At 55.9% G+C, this 23,762-nt stretch carries 18 protein-coding genes and 1 rRNA gene; 17 read left to right on the top strand and 2 right to left on the bottom strand.

The window, feature by feature from the left end; translation table 11 throughout:
* Positions 1–146: 146 nt before the first annotated feature.
* From GX839_03275 to GX839_03200, 16 genes are all read left to right on the top strand, one after another.
* On the top strand, positions 147–1,187 hold the full coding sequence (locus tag GX839_03275) for a nucleotidyltransferase domain-containing protein (GenBank protein ID NLB04486.1): 1,041 nt from the start codon (positions 147–149) through the stop codon (positions 1,185–1,187).
* A gap of 116 nt (positions 1,188–1,303) precedes the next feature.
* Positions 1,304–1,774: a CtsR family transcriptional regulator gene (locus GX839_03270; GenBank protein NLB04485.1), complete on the top strand. Its 471-nt coding sequence runs from the start codon at positions 1,304–1,306 to the stop codon at positions 1,772–1,774.
* 2 nt (positions 1,775–1,776) lie between these two features.
* Positions 1,777–2,283, top strand: a complete 507-nt coding sequence (locus GX839_03265) for a hypothetical protein (protein NLB04484.1) — start codon at positions 1,777–1,779, stop codon at positions 2,281–2,283.
* Complete coding sequence (locus GX839_03260) at positions 2,283–3,317, top strand: ATP--guanido phosphotransferase (protein ID NLB04483.1); 1,035 nt, start codon at positions 2,283–2,285, stop codon at positions 3,315–3,317. The genes GX839_03265 and GX839_03260 overlap by 1 nt, the downstream gene beginning before the upstream one ends.
* Before the next feature lie 31 nt (positions 3,318–3,348).
* Positions 3,349–5,931: an ATP-dependent Clp protease ATP-binding subunit gene (locus tag GX839_03255; protein NLB04482.1), complete on the top strand. Its 2,583-nt coding sequence runs from the start codon at positions 3,349–3,351 to the stop codon at positions 5,929–5,931.
* A 111-nt stretch (positions 5,932–6,042) separates the two neighbouring features.
* On the top strand, positions 6,043–6,897 hold the full coding sequence (locus GX839_03250; GenBank protein NLB04481.1) for a bifunctional 5,10-methylene-tetrahydrofolate dehydrogenase/5,10-methylene-tetrahydrofolate cyclohydrolase: 855 nt from the start codon (positions 6,043–6,045) through the stop codon (positions 6,895–6,897).
* Between the two features lie 139 nt (positions 6,898–7,036).
* Positions 7,037–7,171 (top strand): 50S ribosomal protein L34, encoded by a 135-nt coding sequence (gene rpmH, locus GX839_03245; GenBank protein NLB04480.1) that lies wholly within the window; start codon positions 7,037–7,039, stop codon positions 7,169–7,171.
* Between the two features lie 296 nt (positions 7,172–7,467).
* Positions 7,468–7,917 (top strand): membrane protein insertion efficiency factor YidD, encoded by a 450-nt coding sequence (gene yidD, locus GX839_03240; protein ID NLB04479.1) that lies wholly within the window; start codon positions 7,468–7,470, stop codon positions 7,915–7,917.
* A 17-nt stretch (positions 7,918–7,934) separates the two neighbouring features.
* A complete protein-coding gene (locus GX839_03235; GenBank protein NLB04478.1) occupies positions 7,935–9,026 on the top strand; it encodes a YidC/Oxa1 family membrane protein insertase in 1,092 nt (363 codons plus the stop codon).
* A gap of 86 nt (positions 9,027–9,112) precedes the next feature.
* Positions 9,113–9,886, top strand: a complete 774-nt coding sequence (locus GX839_03230; GenBank protein ID NLB04477.1) for a protein jag — start codon at positions 9,113–9,115, stop codon at positions 9,884–9,886.
* Between the two features lie 7 nt (positions 9,887–9,893).
* Positions 9,894–11,351, top strand: coding sequence for a tRNA uridine-5-carboxymethylaminomethyl(34) synthesis GTPase MnmE (gene mnmE / locus GX839_03225; protein NLB04476.1), 1,458 nt, complete (start codon positions 9,894–9,896; stop codon positions 11,349–11,351).
* A gap of 22 nt (positions 11,352–11,373) precedes the next feature.
* The gene (mnmG, locus tag GX839_03220) at positions 11,374–13,296 is read left to right on the top strand and encodes a tRNA uridine-5-carboxymethylaminomethyl(34) synthesis enzyme MnmG (GenBank protein ID NLB04475.1); all 1,923 of its coding nucleotides are present in this window, start codon (positions 11,374–11,376) and stop codon (positions 13,294–13,296) included.
* Positions 13,289–13,990, top strand: a complete 702-nt coding sequence (gene rsmG / locus GX839_03215; protein NLB04474.1) for a 16S rRNA (guanine(527)-N(7))-methyltransferase RsmG — start codon at positions 13,289–13,291, stop codon at positions 13,988–13,990. Before mnmG ends, rsmG begins: the two co-directional genes overlap by 8 nt.
* 190 nt (positions 13,991–14,180) lie before the next feature.
* Positions 14,181–16,775, top strand: a complete 2,595-nt coding sequence (gyrA, locus tag GX839_03210) for a DNA gyrase subunit A (GenBank protein NLB04473.1) — start codon at positions 14,181–14,183, stop codon at positions 16,773–16,775.
* A 1-nt stretch (position 16,776) separates the two neighbouring features.
* Entirely contained in the window at positions 16,777–18,603 is a 1,827-nt protein-coding gene (gene pepF, locus GX839_03205) for an oligoendopeptidase F (protein NLB04472.1), read from the top strand.
* Complete coding sequence (locus GX839_03200) at positions 18,603–18,782, top strand: hypothetical protein (protein NLB04471.1); 180 nt, start codon at positions 18,603–18,605, stop codon at positions 18,780–18,782. The genes pepF and GX839_03200 overlap by 1 nt, the downstream gene beginning before the upstream one ends.
* Positions 18,783–18,980: 198 nt before the next feature.
* On the opposite strand, the gene GX839_03195 is transcribed toward GX839_03200, so the two are convergent.
* The gene (locus GX839_03195; GenBank protein ID NLB04470.1) at positions 18,981–19,652 is read right to left on the bottom strand and encodes an ABC transporter ATP-binding protein; all 672 of its coding nucleotides are present in this window, start codon (positions 19,650–19,652) and stop codon (positions 18,981–18,983) included.
* A 12-nt stretch (positions 19,653–19,664) separates the two neighbouring features.
* Entirely contained in the window at positions 19,665–22,769 is a 3,105-nt protein-coding gene (locus tag GX839_03190) for a hypothetical protein (GenBank protein ID NLB04469.1), read from the bottom strand.
* A 627-nt stretch (positions 22,770–23,396) separates the two neighbouring features.
* Here GX839_03190 and GX839_03185 point away from each other — a divergent pair.
* Positions 23,397–23,762: ribosomal RNA gene (locus GX839_03185) — 16S ribosomal RNA — on the top strand; the annotation flags it as partial.

Below are 23,762 nucleotides of genomic sequence, written 5' to 3'. Positions count from 1 at the left end.
GGTTTTCCTGGCTGCATTGAAGCCGGCCCGGCCCGGATAAGGACAGACACGAAAGATAGGGCGGTGCTGTGAAAACGGCACCGCCCACAGTTTCCCGGCCTTTTGATTCTTTGTCCGGAATCGTTTTGTTTTCTCCGGAGGTTTCCGTGGACTTGAATAAACTGAAGGATAAACTGCTGAATAAGATTGAAAGGGATTATCGGGATGATGTGGCAATCGTCCATCTGTACGGCTCCTTTGTTTATGGGGATACGAACGGGTTTTCCGATTTGGATCTGTATTTCGTCCCTAAAACAAAACGGGGCCTTGACCTGGCCTCTACCTTCATTCTTGATGGAATTGGTTTCGATTTGTGGGCTCTGCCGTGGGAAAGACTTGAAAGAATCGCCAGTCATGCAGAGCCTGTGAGTTCGATTATTACAGAGGGGGAGGTCCTGTTTTTCAGCACACAGCAGGATTTGAGCCGGTTCAATGAACTGAAATTAAGAGCCTCTGATACATCTGACAAAGAAAAATTTCTCAGCCATTCGCGCCGGATGCTCGATTCATCATTCAAAGAGTATTTCAAAGCCCGGACCGCGGGGTCTTTATCGCAGGTCCGTCTGGCTGCAATCCGCATGATTGATTCCCTGTCCCAGGCGCTCGCGCTTTTAAATCAGTCCATGATTATAAGGGGCAGGAAGCACCTAAAAGATGAATTGCTCGCCATGCCCCTGATTCCCAGTGGTTTTGCCGGGCTCTCTGATGAAGTATTTTTCGCAAAAGATATCCAGTCCGTCCAATCTGCCTGTGAGAAAATTTTGGATGAAACCAATTGCCTGATCGATCAAGTGCTGAAGGAATCTCTTTCGCCGGGCCCGGTGGCGGAAGCCTTTGAAGGTTGGTATGAAGAAATGATACAGAGCTACAATAAAATCTTTCATGCCTGCCGGACCGGCGATCCTTATACGGTTCTCTTTTCTGTCCTGGAGTATTCCGATGAACTGGACAGCAAGCTGAAGCAATGCGGCCTGCCCAATGATTTCCCCGACATGTCCGCAGCTTACGATCCAGATAATTTGAGTATCATGGAAGATACCGCCCGCAAGCATCAGGCTCAATTCGAGGCCTTTTTAAAAAGCCACGGTGTTCCGGTCAGAAGGATTGAAGGAGACGAGGCCCTGGATCGTTTTCTGGATTCCCTGTGAGGGAAGCGGGCGCAGGTCAGCTGAAGTGATGTTCGTTTGTTCTTGACCCCTGAGACCTTTCATTATAAAATGAAAGTCAAAGATAGTATAAGTCTATTGAAGAAATGGCGGCAGGCATGAGCAGTTTGACGGACATGATCGAAAAAGTGATTCTCGATTTAATTGAAGAGCAGGACGGTTCCTGTGAGCTGTCCCGCAACGCGTTTGCTTCTGAACTTCAGGTGGCACCCTCCCAGATCACCTACGTGATCACGACCCGCTTCAGCCACCGGCAGGGTTACATGGTAGAGAGCCGCAGGGGCGGGTCCGGCTACGTCCGGATTACCCGGGTGCCCTATTCCGAGGAAGCCGAATACCTGATGCATCTGGCCCGGTCGGTCTCCGATCAGCTCAGTCAGCATGAGGCCAATGTCATGATCAATCAGCTGATGGAGCTGGAGCTGGTCCCCAGGAAAATGCTTCTCCTCATGAAAGCCTCCCTATCGGATGCCAGCTTGAGGCAGATCAGCCTGCCCATGCGCAGCCGTGTGCGGTCCGACCTTTTCCGGCAGATGCTGACGGGGCTTGCCGCCCAGAAGGAGGAATAGGCATGCTGTGCCAAAAGTGCGGGCAGCGGCTGGCGACCGTCCGGGTGACCCGGGCCGTCAATGGCCAGGAGCGGACGGAATTCCTGTGTGACCGGTGTGCGGCGGCTCCCGGACAAGGTGCGGACTCCTGGTGGGAGGATCTCTTCGGTTCCATCCTGCCGGGACCTTCCCTCTTCGGTTATCCCAGTTACCCGGGCTCCCCGCACAGGGGGCCAGCGCGGCGGGTATGTCCCTCCTGCGGAGAAACTGAGCGCGAGTTGAGGGAAAGCGGTTTATTGGGCTGCGGGCAATGCTACGACACTTTTGCCGCGGTGCTGGAACCTGTTTTCCGGCGGGTACAGGGTCATACCCGTCACATCGAGCCTATGGAAAAAGAAGACCTGCCGGCAGAGGTCACGGATCTGCGAAAAAAACTCGCCCGGGCCATCGAGGATGAAGCTTATGAAGAAGCTGCCAAAATCAGAGACCGGATCCGGGCGCATGAAGCGCAGAAAGAAGGCGAAGACTGATGGCCTGGTACCTGGAAGAGGGTCCTGTCAGTGATGTGGTCATCTCCACCCGCGTCAGGTTGGCCAGAAACCTGGCGAATACGCCTTTTCCCTGGCGGCTGAAAGCGGACGAGCTGGACTATGTCAAGGGTAAAGTGATTGAAGCCTTCCGGGCCCTCTGCCTGACTTCGGGTGAAAAACCACTCATTGTTGAGCTGGAGGGGTTGGGGGCCATTGAATCCCTGGCCCTGGCCGAACGGCGGATCATCAGCCGGGGGATGCTGGTTGGCAAGAAAGGCAAAGCCCTGCTTCTTTTTCCGGGAGAAGCATCGGGCATCCTGGTCAACGAGGAAGACCACCTGCGACTTTACGCGGTCAGCGCGGGGCTCCGCCTGGACGAAACTGCAGACACGGTCAGCCAATGCGCCGCCTCGCTGGAAAGCCGGCTGCCTTTCGCGAAAAATGAGCGCCTGGGTTACTTGACTGCTTGCCCGACCAATACCGGAACCGGCATGCGGGCTTCTGTCATGCTCCATGTCCCGGGCCTGATCCGGTCCGGGGTCATCCGGCCCCTGGCGGAAAAACTCTCTAAGGCGGGTTTTGTCCTGAGGGGGGCGGAAGGTGAGGGGACCGATGCCAGGGCCGATATGATCCAGCTGTCCAACCAGGTCACCCTGGGTGTCACGGCAGAAAGCATTCTGACCGATCTGGGCCGGCTTGTCATTGACCTGGCCCGGGAAGAGCGGAAAACCAGGCGGATGCTCTATGACCGTGATCCTGCCGCTTTGGAGGATGAAGTCGGCCGGGCCATGGGTCTTCTAACCCAAGCCCGCCTGATGACATCCCAGGAAGCCATGAAACTCCTTTCCCTTGTCCGGCTGGGCAGGGAATTGGGACTTGAGGGCATGCCGGACTATGGCCTGATCCAGTCACTGATGACTGAAACAGGAGAAGGCGCCATCCAGCAGGGAGCCGGTAAACCTATGGATGAAAGGGAGAGGGATCAGGCGCGGGCTGCCCTTATCCGGCAGGCGCTGCTGGAAAAACGAGCTTAGCAAGAAATCTTAGTTTACGGGGGATAAAAAAATGATGATACGTTTTTCAAGAAGATCCGGGGAGGCACTGGGATCGGCCTGGGTGACGGCCCGATCCTTTGAGACAGGCTACATCGGAACGGAGCACCTGCTTGCAGGCATCATCGCCGAACGCGCCGGCACCGCCAGCGACCTGCTGGCCCAGGCCGGACTGGACGCGCAGACCATCAACCGGCATCTGGCTGTCCTCAACCAAAAGCAGCCAGTCGATGTTTCGCCGGAGCAGGCAGAACAGATTGACGGCAATCAGATTATCGGCATGATGACGCCCCGGACACGCCTGGTTGTCAACCTTGCCGCCAAGGAGGCAGAAGGACGGACGCAAAGCGGCGTCATTGAACCCGAGCACCTGCTGATGGGGATTTTGCGGGAAGGTGACAGTGTGGCCGTCCGGATCCTGGAGGGAGTCGGCATATCACCCAGGCAGTTTTACAGCAGGCTGTCGGACGCCAGCCAGGAGGGAACGTTTCCGCAGGGTCAGGGAAGAGGTCCCGAATCGGTGCGGACGGACCGGGAGACAAAGGACTCCGATACGCCCAACCTGGACAAATTCAGCCGCGACCTGACCCGGATGGCGGCAGAAGACCGTTTTGACCCCATCATCGGTCGGGAGGAGGAGATCCGGCGGATCGAACAGATTCTCTGCCGCCGGACCAAGAACAATCCAGTTCTGATCGGTGAGCCGGGTGTTGGTAAAACTGCAATTACGGAAGGTCTGGCTCAAAAAATCGTTTCGGATGAAGTGCCCGACCTCCTGCGGGGCAAACGCCTTATTTCGCTCGATCTCAGCGGTATGCTGGCCGGATCGAAATACAGGGGCGAATTTGAGGAGCGCCTGAAGAAGGGCATCGATGAGGCGGTGGAGGCCGGCAACATCATTCTCTTCATCGATGAGCTCCATACCATTATCGGAGCAGGGGCGTCCGAGGGTGCCATGGACGCTTCCAACATCCTCAAACCCATGCTGGCCAGGGGCGAGGTCCAGGTGATTGGGGCGACCACTCTGGACGAATACCGCAAGCACATCGAAAAGGATGCAGCGCTGGAACGCCGGTTCCAGCCCGTCATGGTCAGTGAACCGGGCGAGGAGGATACAGTTGAGATTTTGTACGGCCTGCGTCCCCACTATGAGTGTCACCACAGAGTCCGTATATCGGACGAGGCGGTTGAGGCAGCCGTTCAGCTGTCAACCCGCTACATCACGGACCGGTTTTTGCCTGATAAGGCCATCGACCTGATCGATGAGGCTGCCTCACGCTTGAGGATCAATCTCGAGGGAGGTTCGGATGAGATCCGGCAGCTGCGGGAGAAACTTGATGCCGTGATCGAGGAAAAGGAAAAAGCCGTCAAGGACGAGGAATTTGAAAGGGCCGCTGATCTCAAGGTCCAGGAAGATGAATTGACGGAGCGCCTTAAGGAGCTCCACGATTGCAGCCTGGACACCAGCCGTGAGGACTGGCCGGTTTTGACTGCCGACATGATCGCCGATATTGTGTCCAGCTGGACCAGCATCCCCGTCAGGAGCCTGACTGAGGATGACAGCGAGCGGCTCCGCCGCCTGGAGGATGAATTGAAAAAACGTGTTCTGGGGCAGGACGAAGCGGTCACGGCCGTGGCCAAGGCCATCCGGCGGGGCAGACTGGGACTGAAGGATCCCTTCCGGCCGACAGGTTCCTTCATTTTCCTCGGGACAACCGGTGTTGGAAAGACGGAGCTGGCCAAGGCTTTGGCAGAAACCATGTTCGGCAATGAGAATGCCCTGGTCCGCATCGACATGTCGGAGTACATGGAAAAATTCGATGTGTCCAAGCTGATCGGCGCCCCGCCCGGCTACGTCGGTTACGACGAAGGCGGCCAGCTGACGGAAAAAGTCCGGCGCAGGCCTTACTCGGTAGTCCTTTTTGACGAGATCGAAAAAGCCCACCCTGATGTGCTCAATGCCATGCTCCAAATCCTGGAGGACGGCAGGCTGACAGATGGCCAGGGCCGGACCGTCGACTTCAAGAACACCATCCTTATCATGACCTCCAATATCGGGGCACGCCTGCTTGTGGGCCCCGAGGGCCGGAGGATTGGCTTTGCCTTTGAACATGAAGATCAAGAAGATGCGGATCACAAGGAAGAAGAGATCTATGGCGGCAAGACCTACCAGGAAGCCAGGGATCTGGTCATGGAAGAGCTCCACCGCGCCTTTTCGCCTGAATTTATCAATCGGGTTGACGAGATCATCTTCTTCAGGATGCTGGATCGTCCGACCATGCGGAAGATCGTTGACATCATGATCAACCGCCTGTCTGCCCGGATTGCAGACATCGGCCTGATGACCGATGTGACCGGCCGGGCCAAAGACTGGCTGGCTGAAAAAGGATATGAACCTCAATATGGAGCCCGCCCGCTCCGCCGCTTGATTCAGACTGAAGTCGAGGACCGCTTCTCGGAAGCCCTGCTTGATGGCACGGTTTCCAAAGGGGATACAGCCGAAATCGATCTTGACACCGGCCTGGGACATCTGGTGGTCGGCAGGCGAATGCCGGACGCTGGAAGAGAAGAAGAAAAGGTTCTGGAAAGCGAATAATTCCAAGGCTCTTGCCCTGACAGGCCACCGCCGTTCAGAGATGAACGGCGGTGCTTTTTCATGCTAGAATGGACTAAATACGCGAAAAAGTCTGGAAAAAGGAGAAATAGCATGGCAAATATTTTGCTCGGCAAGGATGTTGCGGACCAAATGACGGAGCAACTGATCGGGCGCGTGGTTGAATTGCGAAGAGCGGGGGTCGAACCAACCCTTGCCATCGTTCGTGTCGGTGAGAAAGGCGATGATATCTACTATGAACGCGGGGCCCTGAAACGGGCCGAAAAGATCGGTGTCCGCGTCATTGTCCGGGTGCTTCCCGAGGATGTCAGCCAGGAAACCCTCATTCATGAGATTGAAAAAATCAATCAAGATGACCAGGTTCATGGCTGCCTCCTCTTCAGACCGCTCCCCGGACATCTTGATGAAGAAGCGATCTGTGACACCCTCCGCCCTGAAAAAGATGTGGACGGGATCAGCTCGGCCTCCATGGCCGGTGTCTTCACCGGTTCGAGGACGGGTTTTGCCCCCTGTACGGCCGAGGCGACACTTGCCATGCTCAAACACAACCGGATCCCCATCAAGGGGGCCAGGACGGCAGTCATCGGCCGCAGCCTGGTCATCGGTAAACCCGTGGCCATGATGCTTTTGGCCGAGCATGCGACGGTGACCATCTGCCATACGCGGACGGTGGACCTGGCTGCCGTCACCCGTGAAAGTGACCTGATTATTGCCTGTGCCGGCAAGGCTGAAATGGTTCGGGCCGACATGGTCGCGCCTGGCCAGACAGTCATTGATATCGGGATGAATGAGAAAGAAGACGGAAAGTTCGTCGGGGATGTGGCCTTTGAAGAGGTGGAACCGATTGTTGCCAACATTACACCGGTGCCCCGCGGCGTCGGATCCGTCACGACTACCATCCTGATGCAGCATGTAGTTGAAGCGGCTGAACGGTCTTTGGAAGCGTGAAGGAAAGGGAGGGACTGTTTGCCTGATTGACGGGCAGGCAGCCTATTCGGTATAATTCGTTCGTTGTGCCCTTTAGGCAGACCAAAGATAAGACCGCCGTGTTTTTAAGTCGAGATAAAACGATTATTGGGGGGAACCAATGAAACGGACCTATCAACCGAAGCGCAGGAAACGTTCCCGCGTTCACGGTTTTAGAAAAAGAATGGCAACGGCAGCCGGACGCTCCGTCTTGAAACGGCGCCGGCTCAAGGGCCGAAAGAAGCTCTCGTCCTGACACGGGGTCCGGGAAGGTGGCGGTTGCGGACAGACTGAAGCGAAACCGAGATTTCTCCCGCGTCTACCATCGCGGTGTTTATCACAGGAACAGCTTCCTGGGTCTGCACGCTTTCCGCCATCGCGGGGGCTATGCCCGGCAGGCGCCGCGGATCGGCTTTACGGTCAGCCGCGCCATCAGGGGGGCAGTACCGCGCAACCGGGCAAAGAGGCTTTTGCGCGAATCTTTCAGATTGAGCCGTGTTAAGCTGCATCCGGGCTATGACCTGATCGTGACGGCGAGATGGAACCCGGAAGATGAGCCGGCACTGCTTATCCTGGCCGGCGCCATGGGCCGGCTCATCATCGATTCCGGCGCCGGGCAGGAAAGACCGGAAACAGAAGAAAATAACGGCAGCTCCGCAGGTGAAAGCGAATAAAGAAAATTTCAAGGCAGGGGGGACAGGCCATCGAGGTGATGAAAGGCCTTCCTTTGCGGCGTCGGGGCTTCTTACCTTGATCTCCTTTTACCAACGGTATCTATCCCCCGCCCACCCGGCGTGCTGTCGTTTTAACCCCACCTGCTCAGCTTATGCTCAGGAAGCAGTCAGAATTCACGGAGCGGTCAAAGGGGCGGGGCTTTCCCTTTGGCGCATCATGCGCTGTCAGCCGCTATGCAAAGGCGGGTACGATCCCGTCCCGGATAAAAAAATATGCGGTCACAGCAGGGACCTGCCGCTTGAAAACGGCGGCCGGCTGAACCGCTGAGTTAAGGAAAGAGACAAATGGCATCATTGATAACGGTCCAGCTCGGTTTACTGGATCCCCTTTACAGTTTGTTCGGGCTGGTGCTGGGAACCCTCTACACCTGGCTGAACAGTTACGGGCTGGTGATCATTCTTTTTACCATCCTGATCAGGCTGGTTCTGATGCCGCTGGGCCTCAGGAGCCAGCGCAGCACCTTGCGCCAGCAGATGCTGCAGCCGGAGGTGAATGAAATCAAGCGGCGGTACGGCAAGGATCAGGCCAGGGTGAACGAACTGACGCAGCAGCTCTACAAGGAAAACGGCATTTCCATGATGTCCGGCTGCCTGCCGACCCTGCTCCAACTGGTGGTCATCTGGCCCATTATTTACATTTTCAGGGCACCTTTGCGATTCATCAGCAGCGTCGATATGCAGAATATCTACAAGATCGCCAACATGCTTGGAGACAAGGGCCTGATGACAGCCGCCCAGGTCAAAAACGTGGCATCCATGGATATTCCGGTCTTGAATGGCTTGAATGCCTCGGGGAGCGCGCTTCAGCAGTCCGTTTCGAATGGCTGGATCCGCCTGCCTCAGTTCATCGATACGAAATTTCTCGGGATGGATTTGGGCATGACGCCTTCTTACAACCCGCTCCAATGGTTTGGGTCTCAATGGCAAATCCAGCTGCCTCTGGTGCTGCTCATCATTATCACCATGCTGACCTATTTTTTCCAGATGAGGATCATGCGCAAGAGCACAGCCAGACCGGAAAAAACCAAGGAAGAGAAACAGCGGGAAAAGGCCAATCCAGCCAAGCGGGGCCAGGATCCGGATCCGGGTGCCGGCATGATGAAGGGCATGAACCTTTTTATGCCGCTCATCATGCTCTTCACCATGTTCAGCATGCCTGCGTCCATGTGCCTTTACTGGCTCTTCCAAAATGTTATGTACCTGATTCAATCCGCCCTCGGTTACCAGTATTACGTCAAGCCGATCCGCCTGGCCCACGCGGCGGAACAGGCCGTTTTTGACCGGTCGCGCCCGGGGGGATCTTCCATTGAGAGCCCTGAAAAGAGCGGTGGATTCAAGGCCTTTTTTGAGCGCCTGAGAAGCAAAAAGGATGATTGAACCCGAGATTAACCGCGGCATGGCCGCGATTCGGATAACTTCGGACCGGATGGATTCCGGGGTTCGTGCGTGAGGAGGCTACTTGCATGGAACGCACCATTGAAAAGACGGGCAGGACGGTCGAAGAAGCGATCAGTCAAGCATTGGAGGAACTTGCAGTCAGTGAGGATTTTGCGCTGATTGAAGTCCTTGATGAAGGAGAAACGGGTGGCTTGCTGGGTTTTGGCCGGCGGCCTGCCCACGTCAGGGTCACGGTGGACGAAAACCACCTGCCGGCCGGTCGGAAGCGGGTCAAAAAGGAAGAGAAAATTTCCGAGCCCATCCCTTACCTGGACGAAGAAGACGAAGAAGACCAGGGATGGAAGGTGGCCGACCAGGAGCGCGGTTTTGTTTCCGCCGAGAACGCAGTACTCGATTATATCGAAGCCATTTTGTCGGGCATCGGCATCCACGGACGGATTGAATCCTATCTTGGCGAAGACGGGAGTTTACACATTGAGATCTCGGGAAGCGATTGCGGGGTGGCCATCGGCCGCCACGGCGAAACACTTGATGCCATCCAGTACCTTTCCAACATTGTGGCCAACCGCTTCGTGGACGAGCACCTTCGCGTCATGGTCGATGTGGCGGGCTACCGCACCCGCCGCGAACAGCGCATTCAGCACCAGGCCAGGCGGATGGCGGAACGGGTCCTTGATACAGGCCGTGAATCCAGACTGAAACCCATGAGTGCCGCTGAAAGACGGATTGTCCACCTGACGCTTCGGGATACCGAGGGCATCACAACCTATAGCGAAGGCGCCGAACCCCGACGTTATGTGGTGATCTCCCCCACAGCCGGCCTGGAGATCCTGGGATGAAGGAGCCATGAATCGGTCTGACATGGACACGATCGCGGCATTTTCAACACCGCCGGGTGTGAGCGGCTTGGCGGTGTTTCGTATTTCAGGACCGCAGGCCGGCTCTATTTGCGACCGGCTTTTTGTGCCCTACGGAGAGTCACCTGTACGTCCTTCCCTGATGCAAGGCTATACCTTGGCACCCGGGATCTGGGGCGGTATCGATGAGGTGGTCCTGGCCTGCTTTAGAGCGCCCCATTCTTACACAGGCGAGGATCTTTACGAAGTTTCCTGCCACGGAGGACGGGCTGTCCGTCAGGCCATCCTGGACAGCGCAGTCGCGGCAGGGTGCCGGCCGGCAGGGCCGGGCGAGTTCACCCGACGCGCCTTCATCAACGGCAAGATGGACCTGTCATCGGCTGAGGCTGTCATGGATCTGATCGGGGCCCAGGCCGAACGACAGGCCCAGGTGGCCTTCCGCCAGCTTCGGGGTGGCATCTCGCGGACGGTGAGAAAACGAGTCGATCAGCTTTACGGAGCCCTGGCCCATCTGGAAATGCTGCTTAACTGGGATGAAGAGGAAGAGCGCTCCCAGGACCGGGCTGCCCTGATTCTGGAACTCAGGGAGGCGGCAGATGAACTTGGCAGGCTGTCCGATACCTTTGTCAGCGGACGGGTCATCCGGGAAGGCCTGGCTGTGGTGATCGCGGGCAGCCCCAATGTGGGCAAATCATCCATTCTCAATGCCCTGGCCGGCCGGGACCGGGCCATCGTCAGCCCTATTCCGGGAACGACACGCGACACGGTTGAAATCGACCTGACCCTCGACGGCTACCTGATCCATCTGACTGACACGGCGGGCCTGACCCATGAAAGTCATGATCCCATTGAGCGCGAGGGAATCGCGCGCGCGGAAAGAGCCTTGGAGGAGGCAGACCTGATCCTTTGGGTCCTGTCGCCTCCCCTGCCTGAACCGGCCATCCGGCAAAAGGAGGAAGCGCGGATCAGGAGCCTGATTGAAGAGGGCCAGCCGCTTCTTCTAATCCTGGGTAAAGACGATCTTCGCCCCTCCCTGCCCCCTGAAGAGGACCCCGCCGCCTACGCGGCCGAACACTTCCCACAAACGCCTGTCCTGGCCTGGTCACAAAGGCAGGAAGAGGATCTTGAAAGACTCCGGGCGGTTCTGGTCGGATTCATCGAAGAAGGGGGCCTGAAAGCGGATAAAAGGAGAGAAAAAAGACCAGCCGGGCCGATAGGTGAGGGTGAAAGTCATGAGATCCTGACTCATGCACGCCACAAGGCAGCCATCGACCAGGCGGTGAATCTGGTCGAACAGGCAAAGCAGGATCTGGAAAAAGGTCTGTCCTTCGATCTGATCGCCATCACGCTCAAGGAAGCCTTGACTGAGCTTTCCGCCATCACGGGCGATGACGTGTCTGAAACTTTGATCGAGGAAATCTTCGGCCGCTTCTGTATCGGGAAGTAGAGGAGTCCGCGTGGTTTCATTCTTGCAGGAATCACGAAAGCCGGGCGCTTTTGCCGCTGGCCAGGCCGATATCATCGTGGTCGGCGCAGGGCACGCTGGCTGTGAGGCGGCGCTGGCGGCCGCCAGACTGGGCCGGCGGGTCATCCTTTTCACCATGACCTTGGACAGCCTGGCCAATCTCCCCTGCAATCCCAATATCGGCGGTACGGCCAAGGGGCAGATGGTGCGGGAGATCGATGCCCTGGGTGGAGAGATGGGCCGCCTGGCTGATCTTCATATGATTCAGTTCCGCATGCTGAATGCGACCAAGGGCCCCGCGGTTATGTCTCCGCGGGCGCAGATGGACCGGACCGGCTACCAGCGGGGAATGAAGCAGGTGCTGGAAGGAGAGCCCAATCTCATGCTGATTCAGCAGGAGGTCACCGGCCTCATGGCGGAAGAAAACCATATGGAAGGTGTAATCACCGCCACCGGTTCACTTTACCAGGCTCCCTGTGTCATCCTTTGCCCCGGTACTTTCCTTGACGGGCGCGTCATCATCGGAGATTCCGTCCGAAGCTCGGGGCCCGACCAGTTAAGTCCCGCTGTTGGCCTGGGCGAGGCCCTGACAGCCCTTGGCCTTCCCACCCGACGTTTCAAGACGGGGACGCCCGGGCGTTTTCATAAAAGAAGCCTGGATCTCATTCGCATGGAATTGCAGGCTGCGGACCGGGTGGCCCGGCCTTTCTCCTTTGAACACGAAGATGACCCCGAATGGGCTCCGGCTGCCGAGCTGCCCTGCTACATCACCTGGACTACGGCTGAAACAAAGAAACTCCTCACAGATAACATGGATCGCTCTCCCCTCTACTCAGGTCTCATTGAGGGGGTGGGCCCCCGTTACTGTCCCTCCATCGAAGACAAGTTTGTCAAATTCCCCCAGCACGAAAGGCATCATGTCTTCTTGGAGCCAACCGGTTTGGACACTGAGGAAATGTATGCCTCGGGTCTTTCCACCTCCATGCCGGAGGATGTGCAACGGGGTATGCTGGAGACCGTACCGGGCATGGAAAAAGCGGAGATGATGAGGCCCGCCTATGCCATCGAGTACCTCTGCGTTGACCCGACCATTTTAAATCTGTCCTTGGAAGTCAAGGGCATTGACGGCCTGTTCCTGGCCGGCCAGATCAACGGTTCGTCAGGTTATGAGGAAGCGGCCGCCCAAGGCCTGATGGCGGGCATCAATGCCGCAAGGAAACTGGAGGGACGGGAACCGATCGTCATCGACCGGTCCGAGGGATACATCGGGGTTCTGATTGACGATCTGGTGACCAAGGGTACCAATGAACCCTACCGACTCATGACCTCCCGGGCTGAATACCGCCTGATTCTCCGCCAGGATAATGCCGACGCCCGGCTGACGCCGATTGGTTACCAAATAGGCCTGATCAGTCAGGAACGCTGGCGGAAGTTTCAGGAAAAACAGGAAGCCATCGAACAGGAGAAAAAAAGGCTCCTGGATACCCCGGTCAAAAAAACAATCACATCGGATCAGCTGCTGGAGGAAATGGGGAGCACCCCTCTCAAGCGGACCACCAGGCTCTATGATCTGTTGAAAAGGCCTGAATTGACTTATGCTGCTCTGGCCCCCCTGGATCCAGACAGGCCACAACTGCCCTCATCAGTCAGAGAAGCCGTCGAGATCCAAATCCATTACGAGGGCTACATCCGCCTGGAGCATGACCGGGTGGAACGTTTCCGGAAACTGGAGGACAAAAAACTTCCCGGCCACATCCGCTACGAATCAATCAGGGGTCTGCGGCTGGAGGCACGGCAAAAACTGTCAGAGCGGCGGCCGGTCTCCGTAGGCCAGGCCAGCCGCGTCTCCGGTGTCTCCCCCGCCGACATCCAGGTCCTTTTGGTCTGGCTGGAACAGCAAAAGGGCATGCAGGGACAAAATGGATAGAAATCTGATCGCAGAAGCTGCAAAAAGAGCGGGAATCGATTTGCCGGGGGATGCCCTTGAGCAGACGGCCCATTACATCCAACTTCTGAAAATGGCCAACCAGAAGATGAATCTGACCTCCATCACGGAGGATGCAGCGATCGCCTCCCTCCATTTTGAAGACAGCTGGCAGCTGTCCGCCTGCATTCCCAAAAACGCACGCGTGATCGACATTGGAACGGGCGCCGGCTTTCCCGGAATGGCGCTTGCTCTCGTCAGGCCCGACCTTCAGGTGACCCTGGTTGATGCCACCTTGAAAAAGATCAAATTTCTAAAAGATGTGATCGAGCAACTCCGGCTTGATCAGGTGACAGCCGTCCAGGGCAGGGCTGAAGAGCTTGGACGTTTGCCGGCCTTTCGGGAACAGTTTGATCTGGCAGTCGCACGAGCTGTCACCACCCTGCCTATCCTGCTGGAACTCTGCCTTCCCTTCGTCAAATCGGGTGGGAAACTGATTGCCATGAAGGGTGAGGATGATGAAAAAGAATCAGCCAAGCGGGCCATGGCTCTGCTCGGGGGCACTCCCGATCCTCTTGTCACCTACCGGCTGCCGGGTCTGAACAGGCCCCGATCCCTGGTTTTGATCCGAAAAACCGGCCCGACCCCTCCTTCCTTTCCCAGACGGATGGCAGTCATCCGAAAGAGGCCCCTATAAAAATCCACTGATTAAAGACACAGTCATTCCAACCGGACTGCCCCATGCGCCAGCTAAGCGGGAAGAGCCGGCCTGTGGTAAAATTAAGGGGACAAAATCCTACTGAAATTCAAGTAATTCCGATCGATACAATCCGGCCGGCAGGGAGGGACAAATGGCCTTGGAGCCAAACAATACCAATCATTATAAAATGCGTGAAGCGGCCGTGGATGAGGCCTTTCAAAATCCGGACAATCTGGTCATACCCGTCGATCTCGACGAAGAAATGAAAAAATCCTTCATCGATTACGCCATGAGCGTGATCTCCGACCGTGCCCTGCCGGATGTGCGTGACGGGTTGAAACCCGTCCACCGGCGAATCCTCTATTCCATGTATACCCAGGGTTTCACCTGGGATAAGCCGCACCGCAAGAGCGCGACTACCATCGGCGATGTCCTGGGGCGTTTCCACCCCCACGGAGACCAGAGTGTCTACGATGCTCTTGTCCGGCTGGCCCAGGACTTTTCCATGCGGCATCCCCTGATCGACGGCCACGGCAACTTCGGCTCGCGTGACGGCGACCCCCCCGCGGCCTACCGCTACACGGAAGCCCGGCTGACCCGCTTGGGCACGGAGATGATGGCGGATCTTAACAAAGATACGGTCGACTTCCAGCCAAACTACGATGACCGCTTTGAAGAACCAACGGTGCTGCCCGCGGGTTTTCCCAACTTGCTGGTTTCCGGCTCAACCGGCATCGCTGTTGGCATGGTAACCAATATTCCTCCCCATAATCTTGGGGAAGTCATCGAGGGAACCATTCATCTCATCGACGATCCGGAGATGACCACGGACGATTTAATGGATTACATTCCAGCCCCGGACTTTCCAACAGGCGGACAGATCATGGGGATTTCCGGTTCGCGCTCGGCTTACCGGCGGGGCAGGGGCCGGATTGTAGTGCGCGGCCATGCTGATATCGAAGAAACGTCGGGCAACCGCTACCGGATCGTGATCCGTTCCCTTCCCTACATGGTCAACAAAGCCCGCCTGATTGAACGGATCGCCGAGCTGGTCAAGGACAAGCGGATCGAGGGCATCTCCGATGTCCGTGATGAGTCGGACCGCCACGATGCCATCCGCATTGTGGTGGAACTGCGGCGGGATGCGACCCCTATTGTGGTTCTCAACCAGCTCTACCGCCATACCCAGCTGCAGGACACCTTCGGTGCCAACATGCTGGCTCTGGTTCCAGACGAGGGGAAATACGTGCCTCTGCAGCTCAGCCTGAAAGAAATGCTGGAGCATTACATCTGCCACCAGCGGGAGGTTATCACCCGCAGGATTACCTTCGACCTGGAAAAGGCTGAGGCCCGTCTCCATCTGGTGGAAGGACTTCAGCTGGCCATCGACCATATCGATGAAGTGATCAGCATCATCCGCTCCTCAAAAGACGAAGAAGAGGCCAAAAGCCGGCTTTGCGGACGTTTTGAGTTTTCCGAAAAACAGGCTCAGCATGTGGTCGACATGCGGCTGGGGCGGCTGTCAGGCTTGGAGCGGGAGAAACTCTTGGCGGAGCATCAGGACCTGACGGAGAAAATCCGGGGTTTCCGCCGCATCCTGGGTGACCGGGAGCTTCTGCACGATGTCATGAAGGAGGAATTGCGGGCCATCGCAGCCCGCTATGGCGACGAGCGCCGCACCGAGATTATCCCTGCCGGCGAATATGAGATCGATGATGAGGAGCTGATCGAGGAGGAGCAGGTGGTCATTGCCATGACACACGCCGGCTACATCAAGCGGATGCCGGTCGATGTTTACAGCGCCCAACACAGGGGCGGCCGGGGCATCACAGCCATGCAGCCGCGTGAAGATGACTTTGTCGATACCATTATCATTACTTCGACTCACCAGACGCTTTTGTTCTTTACCGACTTTGGCAAATGCTACCGGCTGAAGGGCTATCAGGTCCCTGAATCAGGCCGTATGGCGCGGGGCATGGCCATTGTCAACCTCCTGCACCTGGATCCCGGAGAAAAGGTCCGTACCCTGATCCGGATTGATTCATTCGACCAGGGCGGCTACCTGGTTACCGCAACCTCCAGGGGCATGGTCAAGAAGACAGCCCTGGCCGATTACCAGAACATTCACAAGCGGGGCCTGATCGCCATCAATCTGCGGGAGGATGACCGGCTGGTCAATGTCAGGCTGTCCGATGACGACCACGACATTATTCTGGTGACACGCAAAGGCATGTCCATCCGCTTTCCCGAATCCTCGGTCCGCGCCACCGGCCGGAATACCATGGGGGTCCGGGGCATCAAGCTGGGCAAGGATGATGAAGTCATCGGCATGATCGCCACCTATTCCGACGATACCCTCCTGGTGGTGACCGAAAATGGCTTCGGAAAGCGATCCAGGATGTCCGACTACCGGCCGCAAAACAGGGCCGGCAAAGGCCTGATCACCTACCGGACAACCAAGCGGACGGGCAAACTGGTCGGCGTGGCCCAGGTCAACGATACGGATGACGTCCTTCTGATCAACGATCTGGGGATCATCATCCGCTTCAGGGCAAGCGAAATCCCTGTTTTAGGGCGCAATACCTCAGGAGTTACCCTGATGCGGAGCCGCGAAGGCCTGGTGGTCGATATGTCCATCGTGACCGGCGAGGACGATCAGGAGCACGAGACAGTCAACGGCGTCCCCTTGCCTGAGGATTTGAATGATGAACCCCTGGCCAGCGAAGATGGCCATGAGGGGGACGTGGCAGAGAAGAAGTCAGGAGAAAAAAATGGCTTATGAAATGAAAAGGAATGACGCAGCCAAGGGAAAAACAAAAAAGCAGCTGAAACGTTCTGAAGTTCCCATTGATCAATGCTGGGACATGACCACTGTCTTTGCCGGAACGGAAGAATGGGAAGCTTCCTTCGCCGATCTGGCAAGCAAAAAAGATGAAGTGAAAAAACATGCCGGCAGGCTCTCCGAGTCCGCCCAGACTTTGTTTGACGCCATCAAGCTGAGGGAATCCCTGACCGATCAGGTGATGCGGCTGGCAACCTACGCCTTTCATCGCAGCGATGAGGATACAGCAGATCCCGCTTTCATGGCGATGAAAGGCCGCCTTGGCGCCCTGATGGCAACCCTCATGGGGGAAGGCGCCTGGTTTGAGCCGGAACTTGCCAATATTCCGGAGGAAACGATCCATGGTTTTATGGATGAAAAGCCGGAGCTGTCGCATTATCGCCACTTCTTTGACAAGATCTTCCGGGAGAAAAAGTACCAGCTGTCACCCGCGGAGGAGGCACTCCTGGCCCGGGCCAGCCAAATCTTCGAGAGTCCGGACGAGATTTACGGCATTCTGTCCAATGCCGACATGACCTTTGATCCCATCGTGGATGAAAAGGGTGAAACCCTGGAGATGTCCCACGCCAATTACAGCCTTTATCTGGAAAACCGTGACCCGCAGGTGCGCCGCCAGGCCTTCGCCAGCATGTACAAGACCTTCGGCCAGTTTCGAAATACCTGTGCCACCACGTTGTCCAACGCCGTCCGTGTTAACACCTACAACAAAAACATCAGAGGCTTCAAATCGGGGCGTGAGGCGTCGCTCTTCAGGAATGCCATCCCCGAATCGGTCTATGACAGCCTGATCGAGGCCGTCCATCAGCGCCTCCCTCTCTTGCACCGTTATGTGAAGATGCGCAAAAAAATCCTGGGGGTGGAGGAGCTCCACTCCTATGACCTGTACGTGTCGCTGGTCGATGAGGTCGACTCGCACTACTCCTTTGATCAGGCCAAAGAGATCCTTTTGGAAGCGCTGACTCCGCTCGGAGATGAATACGTCGCCATTTTGAAGCAGGCCTTTGAAGAGCGCTGGATCGACTGGGCCGTCAATACCGGCAAGCGGTCGGGCGCCTATTCAGGCGGTTCCTACAGCACCAATCCCTTTATCCTGATCAGCTGGCAGGGCACCCTGGACAATCTTTATACCCTTGCGCATGAACTGGGCCACAGCCTGCACTCCTATTTCACCCGCAAGTCCCAACCCTTCCAATACGGGGATTATCCTATCTTCCTTGCGGAAATCGCCTCAACCTGCAATGAGGTGCTCCTGACCGACTATCTTTTGAAGACAGCCGATGATGACAAGATGCGGGCCGCCGTTATCAATCACTATCTGGACGGCTTCAAGGGTACGGTCTTTCGCCAGACCCAGTTCGCTGAGTACGAACACCTGATCCATGAGGCGGATGAGTCCGGCACTGCGCTGACAGCTGAATTTCTGAGTGAGCAGTACGGCGAACTTAACAAGAAGTACTACGGCGAGGCCCTGACCTTCGATCCCGATATCGCCAACGAATGGGCCAGGATCCCACACTTTTACTACAACTTCTACGTCTTCCAATACGCGACCGGCTTTGCGGCGGCCACCGCCTTCGCCCAAACCATCCTCAAGGAGGGGCAGCCGGCTGTCGACCGCTACCTGGGTTTCCTGTCCTCGGGCTCTTCTGACTGGCCCATCGATGTATTGAAAAAGGCAGGCGTCGACATGACCCGGGCTGAGACCATTGTCGGTGCGCTTGACGCTTTTGAGCGCTCCCTGGACGAGATGGAGGCCCTGGTTAAATAATGATTGATAAAGTTTATTATTTTCTTGGACTGATCGTCGTCGTGGCGGCCCTGATCGGCCTGGTCGCCCTCATGCAGAAGCTGCAGGGACGAAAAGAACGCTATTGGAACAAGAAGCGGTCTTATGAAATGAAGCTGGCCGAACAGCTGGAAGAGGAAATGAAAAAGGCGGACCGCTGAGAGGGAACGCATGGTCCAGGTGGACTGGTGTAACCAAAAGAGGCTGTCTCAAAACACTGTTAAGTGCTAAGAGGCAGCCCCTTTTTTTATTATCCGGAAAAACAGGGTGATTTGACCTGTGTGTCCCGAAGCCCTCTGCAAAGCCATCCGTACCAACTGATCTATAAAAACTTTGCGTATCCAGGACCTTGCCCCGCGTCACTCATCCTGCAGGAGCACCCCATCACGCATCTGGTAGGTCACATCCACCATATCCATGATTTCACGGTCATGGGTCACAATTGCGACACAGTAGTTCTGTTGGTGGGCAAGGTCAGCGAGCAGTTCAATAATGGACCGGGCTGTCGCCGAATCCAGGTTGCCTGACGGCTCGTCCGCAAGAATCAGGTCGGTATCCATGGCCAGGGCGCGGGCGATGGCAATGCGCTGTTGTTCGCCGCCCGAGAGCATGGAGGGGAAGCGGTTAAACTCGTCTTTACCCAGATATACGCTGCGAATGTAGTCTTGGGCACGCTCTTTGGCAACACGCGGCTTGATCCCGTGAAGTTCCATCGGATACATGACATTCTCAAGGGCTGTGAGCAGTGGAAAGAGGCGGAAGCTCTGGTAAATGATGGCAACCTGGTCGCGGCGGTACTGATCAAGATCGAGGTCACGGGTGGATTGACCGCGGAAGTAGACATCACCTTGCCTGGGCAAATCAAGACCAGCCATGAGTGAGAGCATAGTGGATTTACCGCTTCCGCTCTTTCCGATAATGGCATAGATTTTGCCCTGCTCGAAGCTGCAGCTGACATTTTCGAGTGCCTCTACCGTCTGATAGCGGTTAACATAGCTGTATTGCACTGAATCCAGGCGGATGATACACATACTTTGATCCTCTTATTCTTTCTCACTTAATACGGTTAAGGCTGACTTACGGTTCTGCAAGATAATGGAGATGAAGGCGCTGGCGGCGTAACCCATCATAAAGGCATAGGTCTTGACTGACTGGAGTTCGGAAGGTCCCCGTAAAAGCAGCCACAAGGCGGCCCCCATCCCGCTTCCCAGCAGGAGAAGGAGAGCCTGTTCACCGAAGATGGTTCGGAAGATAGCGCTCTTCCTGGTACCCAGACTTCGCATGAGGGCAATGTTCTCGCGCCTGGCCCTGACCGACAGGAATCCTGTAAGAAGACCAAGAAGCATGACCAGGACAATAAGAACCGGGTAGAGCAGTTCCAGATAGAAGCTCCTCTGATCAATCGAGCGGACTTTTTCCAAAAACTGGGAATCTTCAAGGACAAGACTGACACGGATACTTCCGTCGAATCCTGGCCCGGAAAAACCGTTCTTTTCAAGCGAATCCCGGACTGCGGTCAGCTTTGCCGGATCGCTTATCTTGAAGGCCATGGACGAGATGTAGTAATTGTCCAGACTGATGTCCAGAATCTGCTGCTCTGTAAAATCCTTCCAGAACCCAAAGGGAGCGCGATATCTTCCTGTCTCGAGCCGCGTATCGGCCAAGCCCATCTCCTTCAGAATCTCATTCAGAGATGAATTCCCGGGCTCCAGCGCCCCCAGGGGAGGCGGGGCGTAGATATGACTCCAGGCCGTTAAACCTTTAAAAGAGCCGACAACCTCAGCCTCCATGAACCTGAGAGAGGGCGAGTGCGCCTCGTAGAAGTGATCCTGGGTATAGAAACTGATGATGTCCCCGTACTCAATGGCATAGGCACTCATCATGGCGTGGGGGATGATCACCGGCAGCATGTTCCAGTCCCTCTTGCTGAAACGCTCCTCGCTCCACCCCTCCATGAAGCTGCCGAGGAATTCAGAAAAGAGGAACTCCGGGGCCTGACCCACCTGATCCGTGAATACGATGTTGGGCTGATAATGCAAGGCTGCCAGTACATTTTCCAACTGGTAGGAACTCGTGATGTTGGGCATACTTTCGGCATTCCCCAGGGAGCCGTCTGCATGCCGGACGATACCCAGATATTGATAGTGGGTCTTGTAGCTGTAAGAAACATCCTCTATGCCTTGGACATCATCCAGCAGGATTTTCGCCTGGGTATTGGGAATCACTAATTGATCGGAGAAGTGTCCATCTCTCTTGGAGGCATAGCCTATCAGAACCGTTCCCTCATAGAGTTCATTCCGCGCAAGCTTATAGGAATTGAGCATTTGCGGGATGGAAGCCAGGAAGAGCAGGGTGGTCACCCCCAGGAATACAGTGAGCCAGGAGCGCCCCTTGCTTCTGCGGATGGCCAGGACAGCCTGCCGGAAGGATCCCCGGAAGGCAACCGAAGAATCCTTGACAGGGCGGGGTATATGAACCTTCTCCCTATGACTGATCAGATGACCGCTTATGGTCCGCTCGGCAAAAAAGAGTAACATCCCCAGCGCCAGTGCCAGAAGCGCCAGGCCGACGGCGACGGCAAAGCCATAGGACAGGGTAATTACCGGACTGAAGGGCTTGACCAGACCATGGAAACCGTCACTGTAGCGAATGTCCACCACCTGAAGGTCAGAGACAAAGTCAAGGACGTAGGAAACCAGGTCCTCCGCATAGTGCATACCAATGAGAATCCCGCCTGTAACGGCCGCAAAACTGATGAGGCCAGAACCTGCAAGGAGATAGCGCCGGCTCTCCTTTTTTGTAGCGCCAAAGCTGCGCATGATGCCGACGGCCTCGCGCTGGGAACCGGCGTACTGATAGGCGAAGAAGATGAGAACGGCCAAGGTCAGAAAGAAGGTGATGACCGAGAGGGCAATAGAGGCCTTGCGGACGACCGAGATGGAGTCCGCCATTGTCTGGTAACCCTGGTCATAGGCGGTGACGACGATATCATCGGCCAGGAAGGGCCCGATCTCTGAAAGGAAGCTTGCCGTGCTTCCATTCTCAATGGTTGCCTGTCCCAGGTCCGTGTCGTAGCCGGCAGGCCGGGCGTCGACCGCGGCTGCGGCGACGTAGATATTCTCATGGTAGTTCTCATGATAGCCGACGATACCGACGATCTCATAGGTCTCCTCACGGGTCAGCTCCAGTCCCCACTCATAGAAGCCGGGGACGGCCTCTTCAGGCAAAAGGACGGTCAAGTCATCGCCAAGCTCCAGCTCCATCCTGTTGGCCACCGTGGTTGAGATCACTGCCAGCTTCTTCCCGGCCTCCGCCTCTTCTCTTGTAAAAAGGCGTCCTGATTCCAGAAGAAGATAGTTCTGATGAAATTCTTCGATCCCTGAGAGATCTATGACGCTGTAAACGGGCAGCGCACGATTCATGGCGTCATAATAAGCGGCAATCTCATAATAGATGGCCCTTTCGGTTGTCAGAGGGTCTTGGTCGGGCCTGACCTCGTAGAAGGGGCTGATGGCGCCTGTATCAATGCCGTGGTCTTCTGCTCTGCTACTGTAAAAAGGGACGATCTGTAGGGCCAGGCCGCTCCCGTCAAGGTTCATGTTTTTCGTATGAATGATATAAGTGGCGTCCTGATCCGGCTCAAAGCCCAGCTCTTCGAAGCTGCCTTGGAAGAAGACGGTTCGCCCGCTCTCATAAGGTTTGATGGAATATAAGGTCTCCACGATCTTCCCGGTGTAGGATCCCTCGGCATCATACTGTCGAATACCGGTTACCAGGAAGACGCCCGTATAAGCGTAGCGTGAACTCCTTGCCTTGGACATGAAGCCTTGGGCGGATCCGAAGGAGACACTGGACGGCTGCCAGAGTTTCACATGCTTATTGGATGCAATGGCATCAAAGTCGATGGCCTCCAGATCCGCCAGGGTCTCCGAAGAGAGGTAGCCTTCGCCTGATCCGCCCACATCCCGATACTTGAGTGTCACGATGGTCGTGAATACTTGGTTGCTGTCCCGCAAGACTGCCTTGCTGGTGGACCATGTGTTGAGGGAAAGGAAGAGGAAGACCGTGGTTGCCGCAATCAACAGAAGGAACAGTCCCGTGCGTACAGGTGTTCTGAGCATACTCTTGATACCATTTCGGAAATTCACGCTTGGCCTCCAGGTGAAGATTCAATTCAAAATACAGGCTAGCACAACTCGAATGTTAATCACTTTGCCTTGTTCAAACCCTTTCCAGCACTCATCCCGTCTTTCACGCGGCAGTCGTACAAAATGGTCTTGAGCGATGCTTCCCAAGTTTTCAGAAGTCAACAGCAGGATCAAAACCACGGCTCCCAGTGTTTTGTAAGAAGGTGACCGGTCTTCTGATTTACCTCAAGAGCAGGGTATAAAAATGTGAGGGGCTGTCTCAAAAATAGGTGGCCCCTTTTTCGGCTTAACCGGACGCCCGGACAAATAGTGAAACAAAAATGTCATATGGATTTAATCCGCTCAATCTGCCGCATGGCCGGATCAAAGGGAAGATATACCGGTTGAAGCGGCCTGATACCAGAACTTAAGGCCTTTATACCGTTATACATTCAGAAATGCAAATTCATAGGAAACAGCAGTTGACAAGGCATGTAATGGCTGTTATTCTAGCAAAGCGCCTTTCGGGAGGAAGGTGCGGATGGACCTTGAAAATTGAACAGTGCGAAAAAGACGGGACCTTAATTTTGAGTAAGAATTGAGGAAGCGGACAGACAAGTAATTAAGAGCCAAAAGGCTCTCATCTATACATGAGAGTTTGATCCTGGCTCAGGATGAACGCTGGCGGCGTGCTTAACACATGCAAGTCGAACGGGGGTCATCAGGCGGAAGTCTTCGGACGGAAGCTTTTTGACCCGAGTGGCGGACGGGTGAGTAACACGTGAGTAACCTGCCTTATGCTGGGGAATAACTGTGGGAAACCATGGCTAATACCGCATGTTGTGTCTACAAGGCATCTTGTGGGTATGAAAGGAGCAATCCGGCAGAAGATGGGCGCGCGTCCGATTAGGTAGTTGGTGGGGTAAAGGCCTACCAAGCCTGCGATCGGTAGCCGGACTGAGAGGTCGAACGGCCACATTGGGACTGAGACACGGCCCAGACTCCTACGGGAGG

This window comes from Fastidiosipila sp. (genome assembly GCA_012511175.1).
In the GTDB taxonomy this organism is placed as follows: domain Bacteria; phylum Bacillota; class Clostridia; order Saccharofermentanales; family DTU023; genus UBA4923.
The sequence above is the reverse complement of the archived record's forward strand: the minus strand, read 5'-3'. Positions and strand labels throughout refer to the sequence as shown.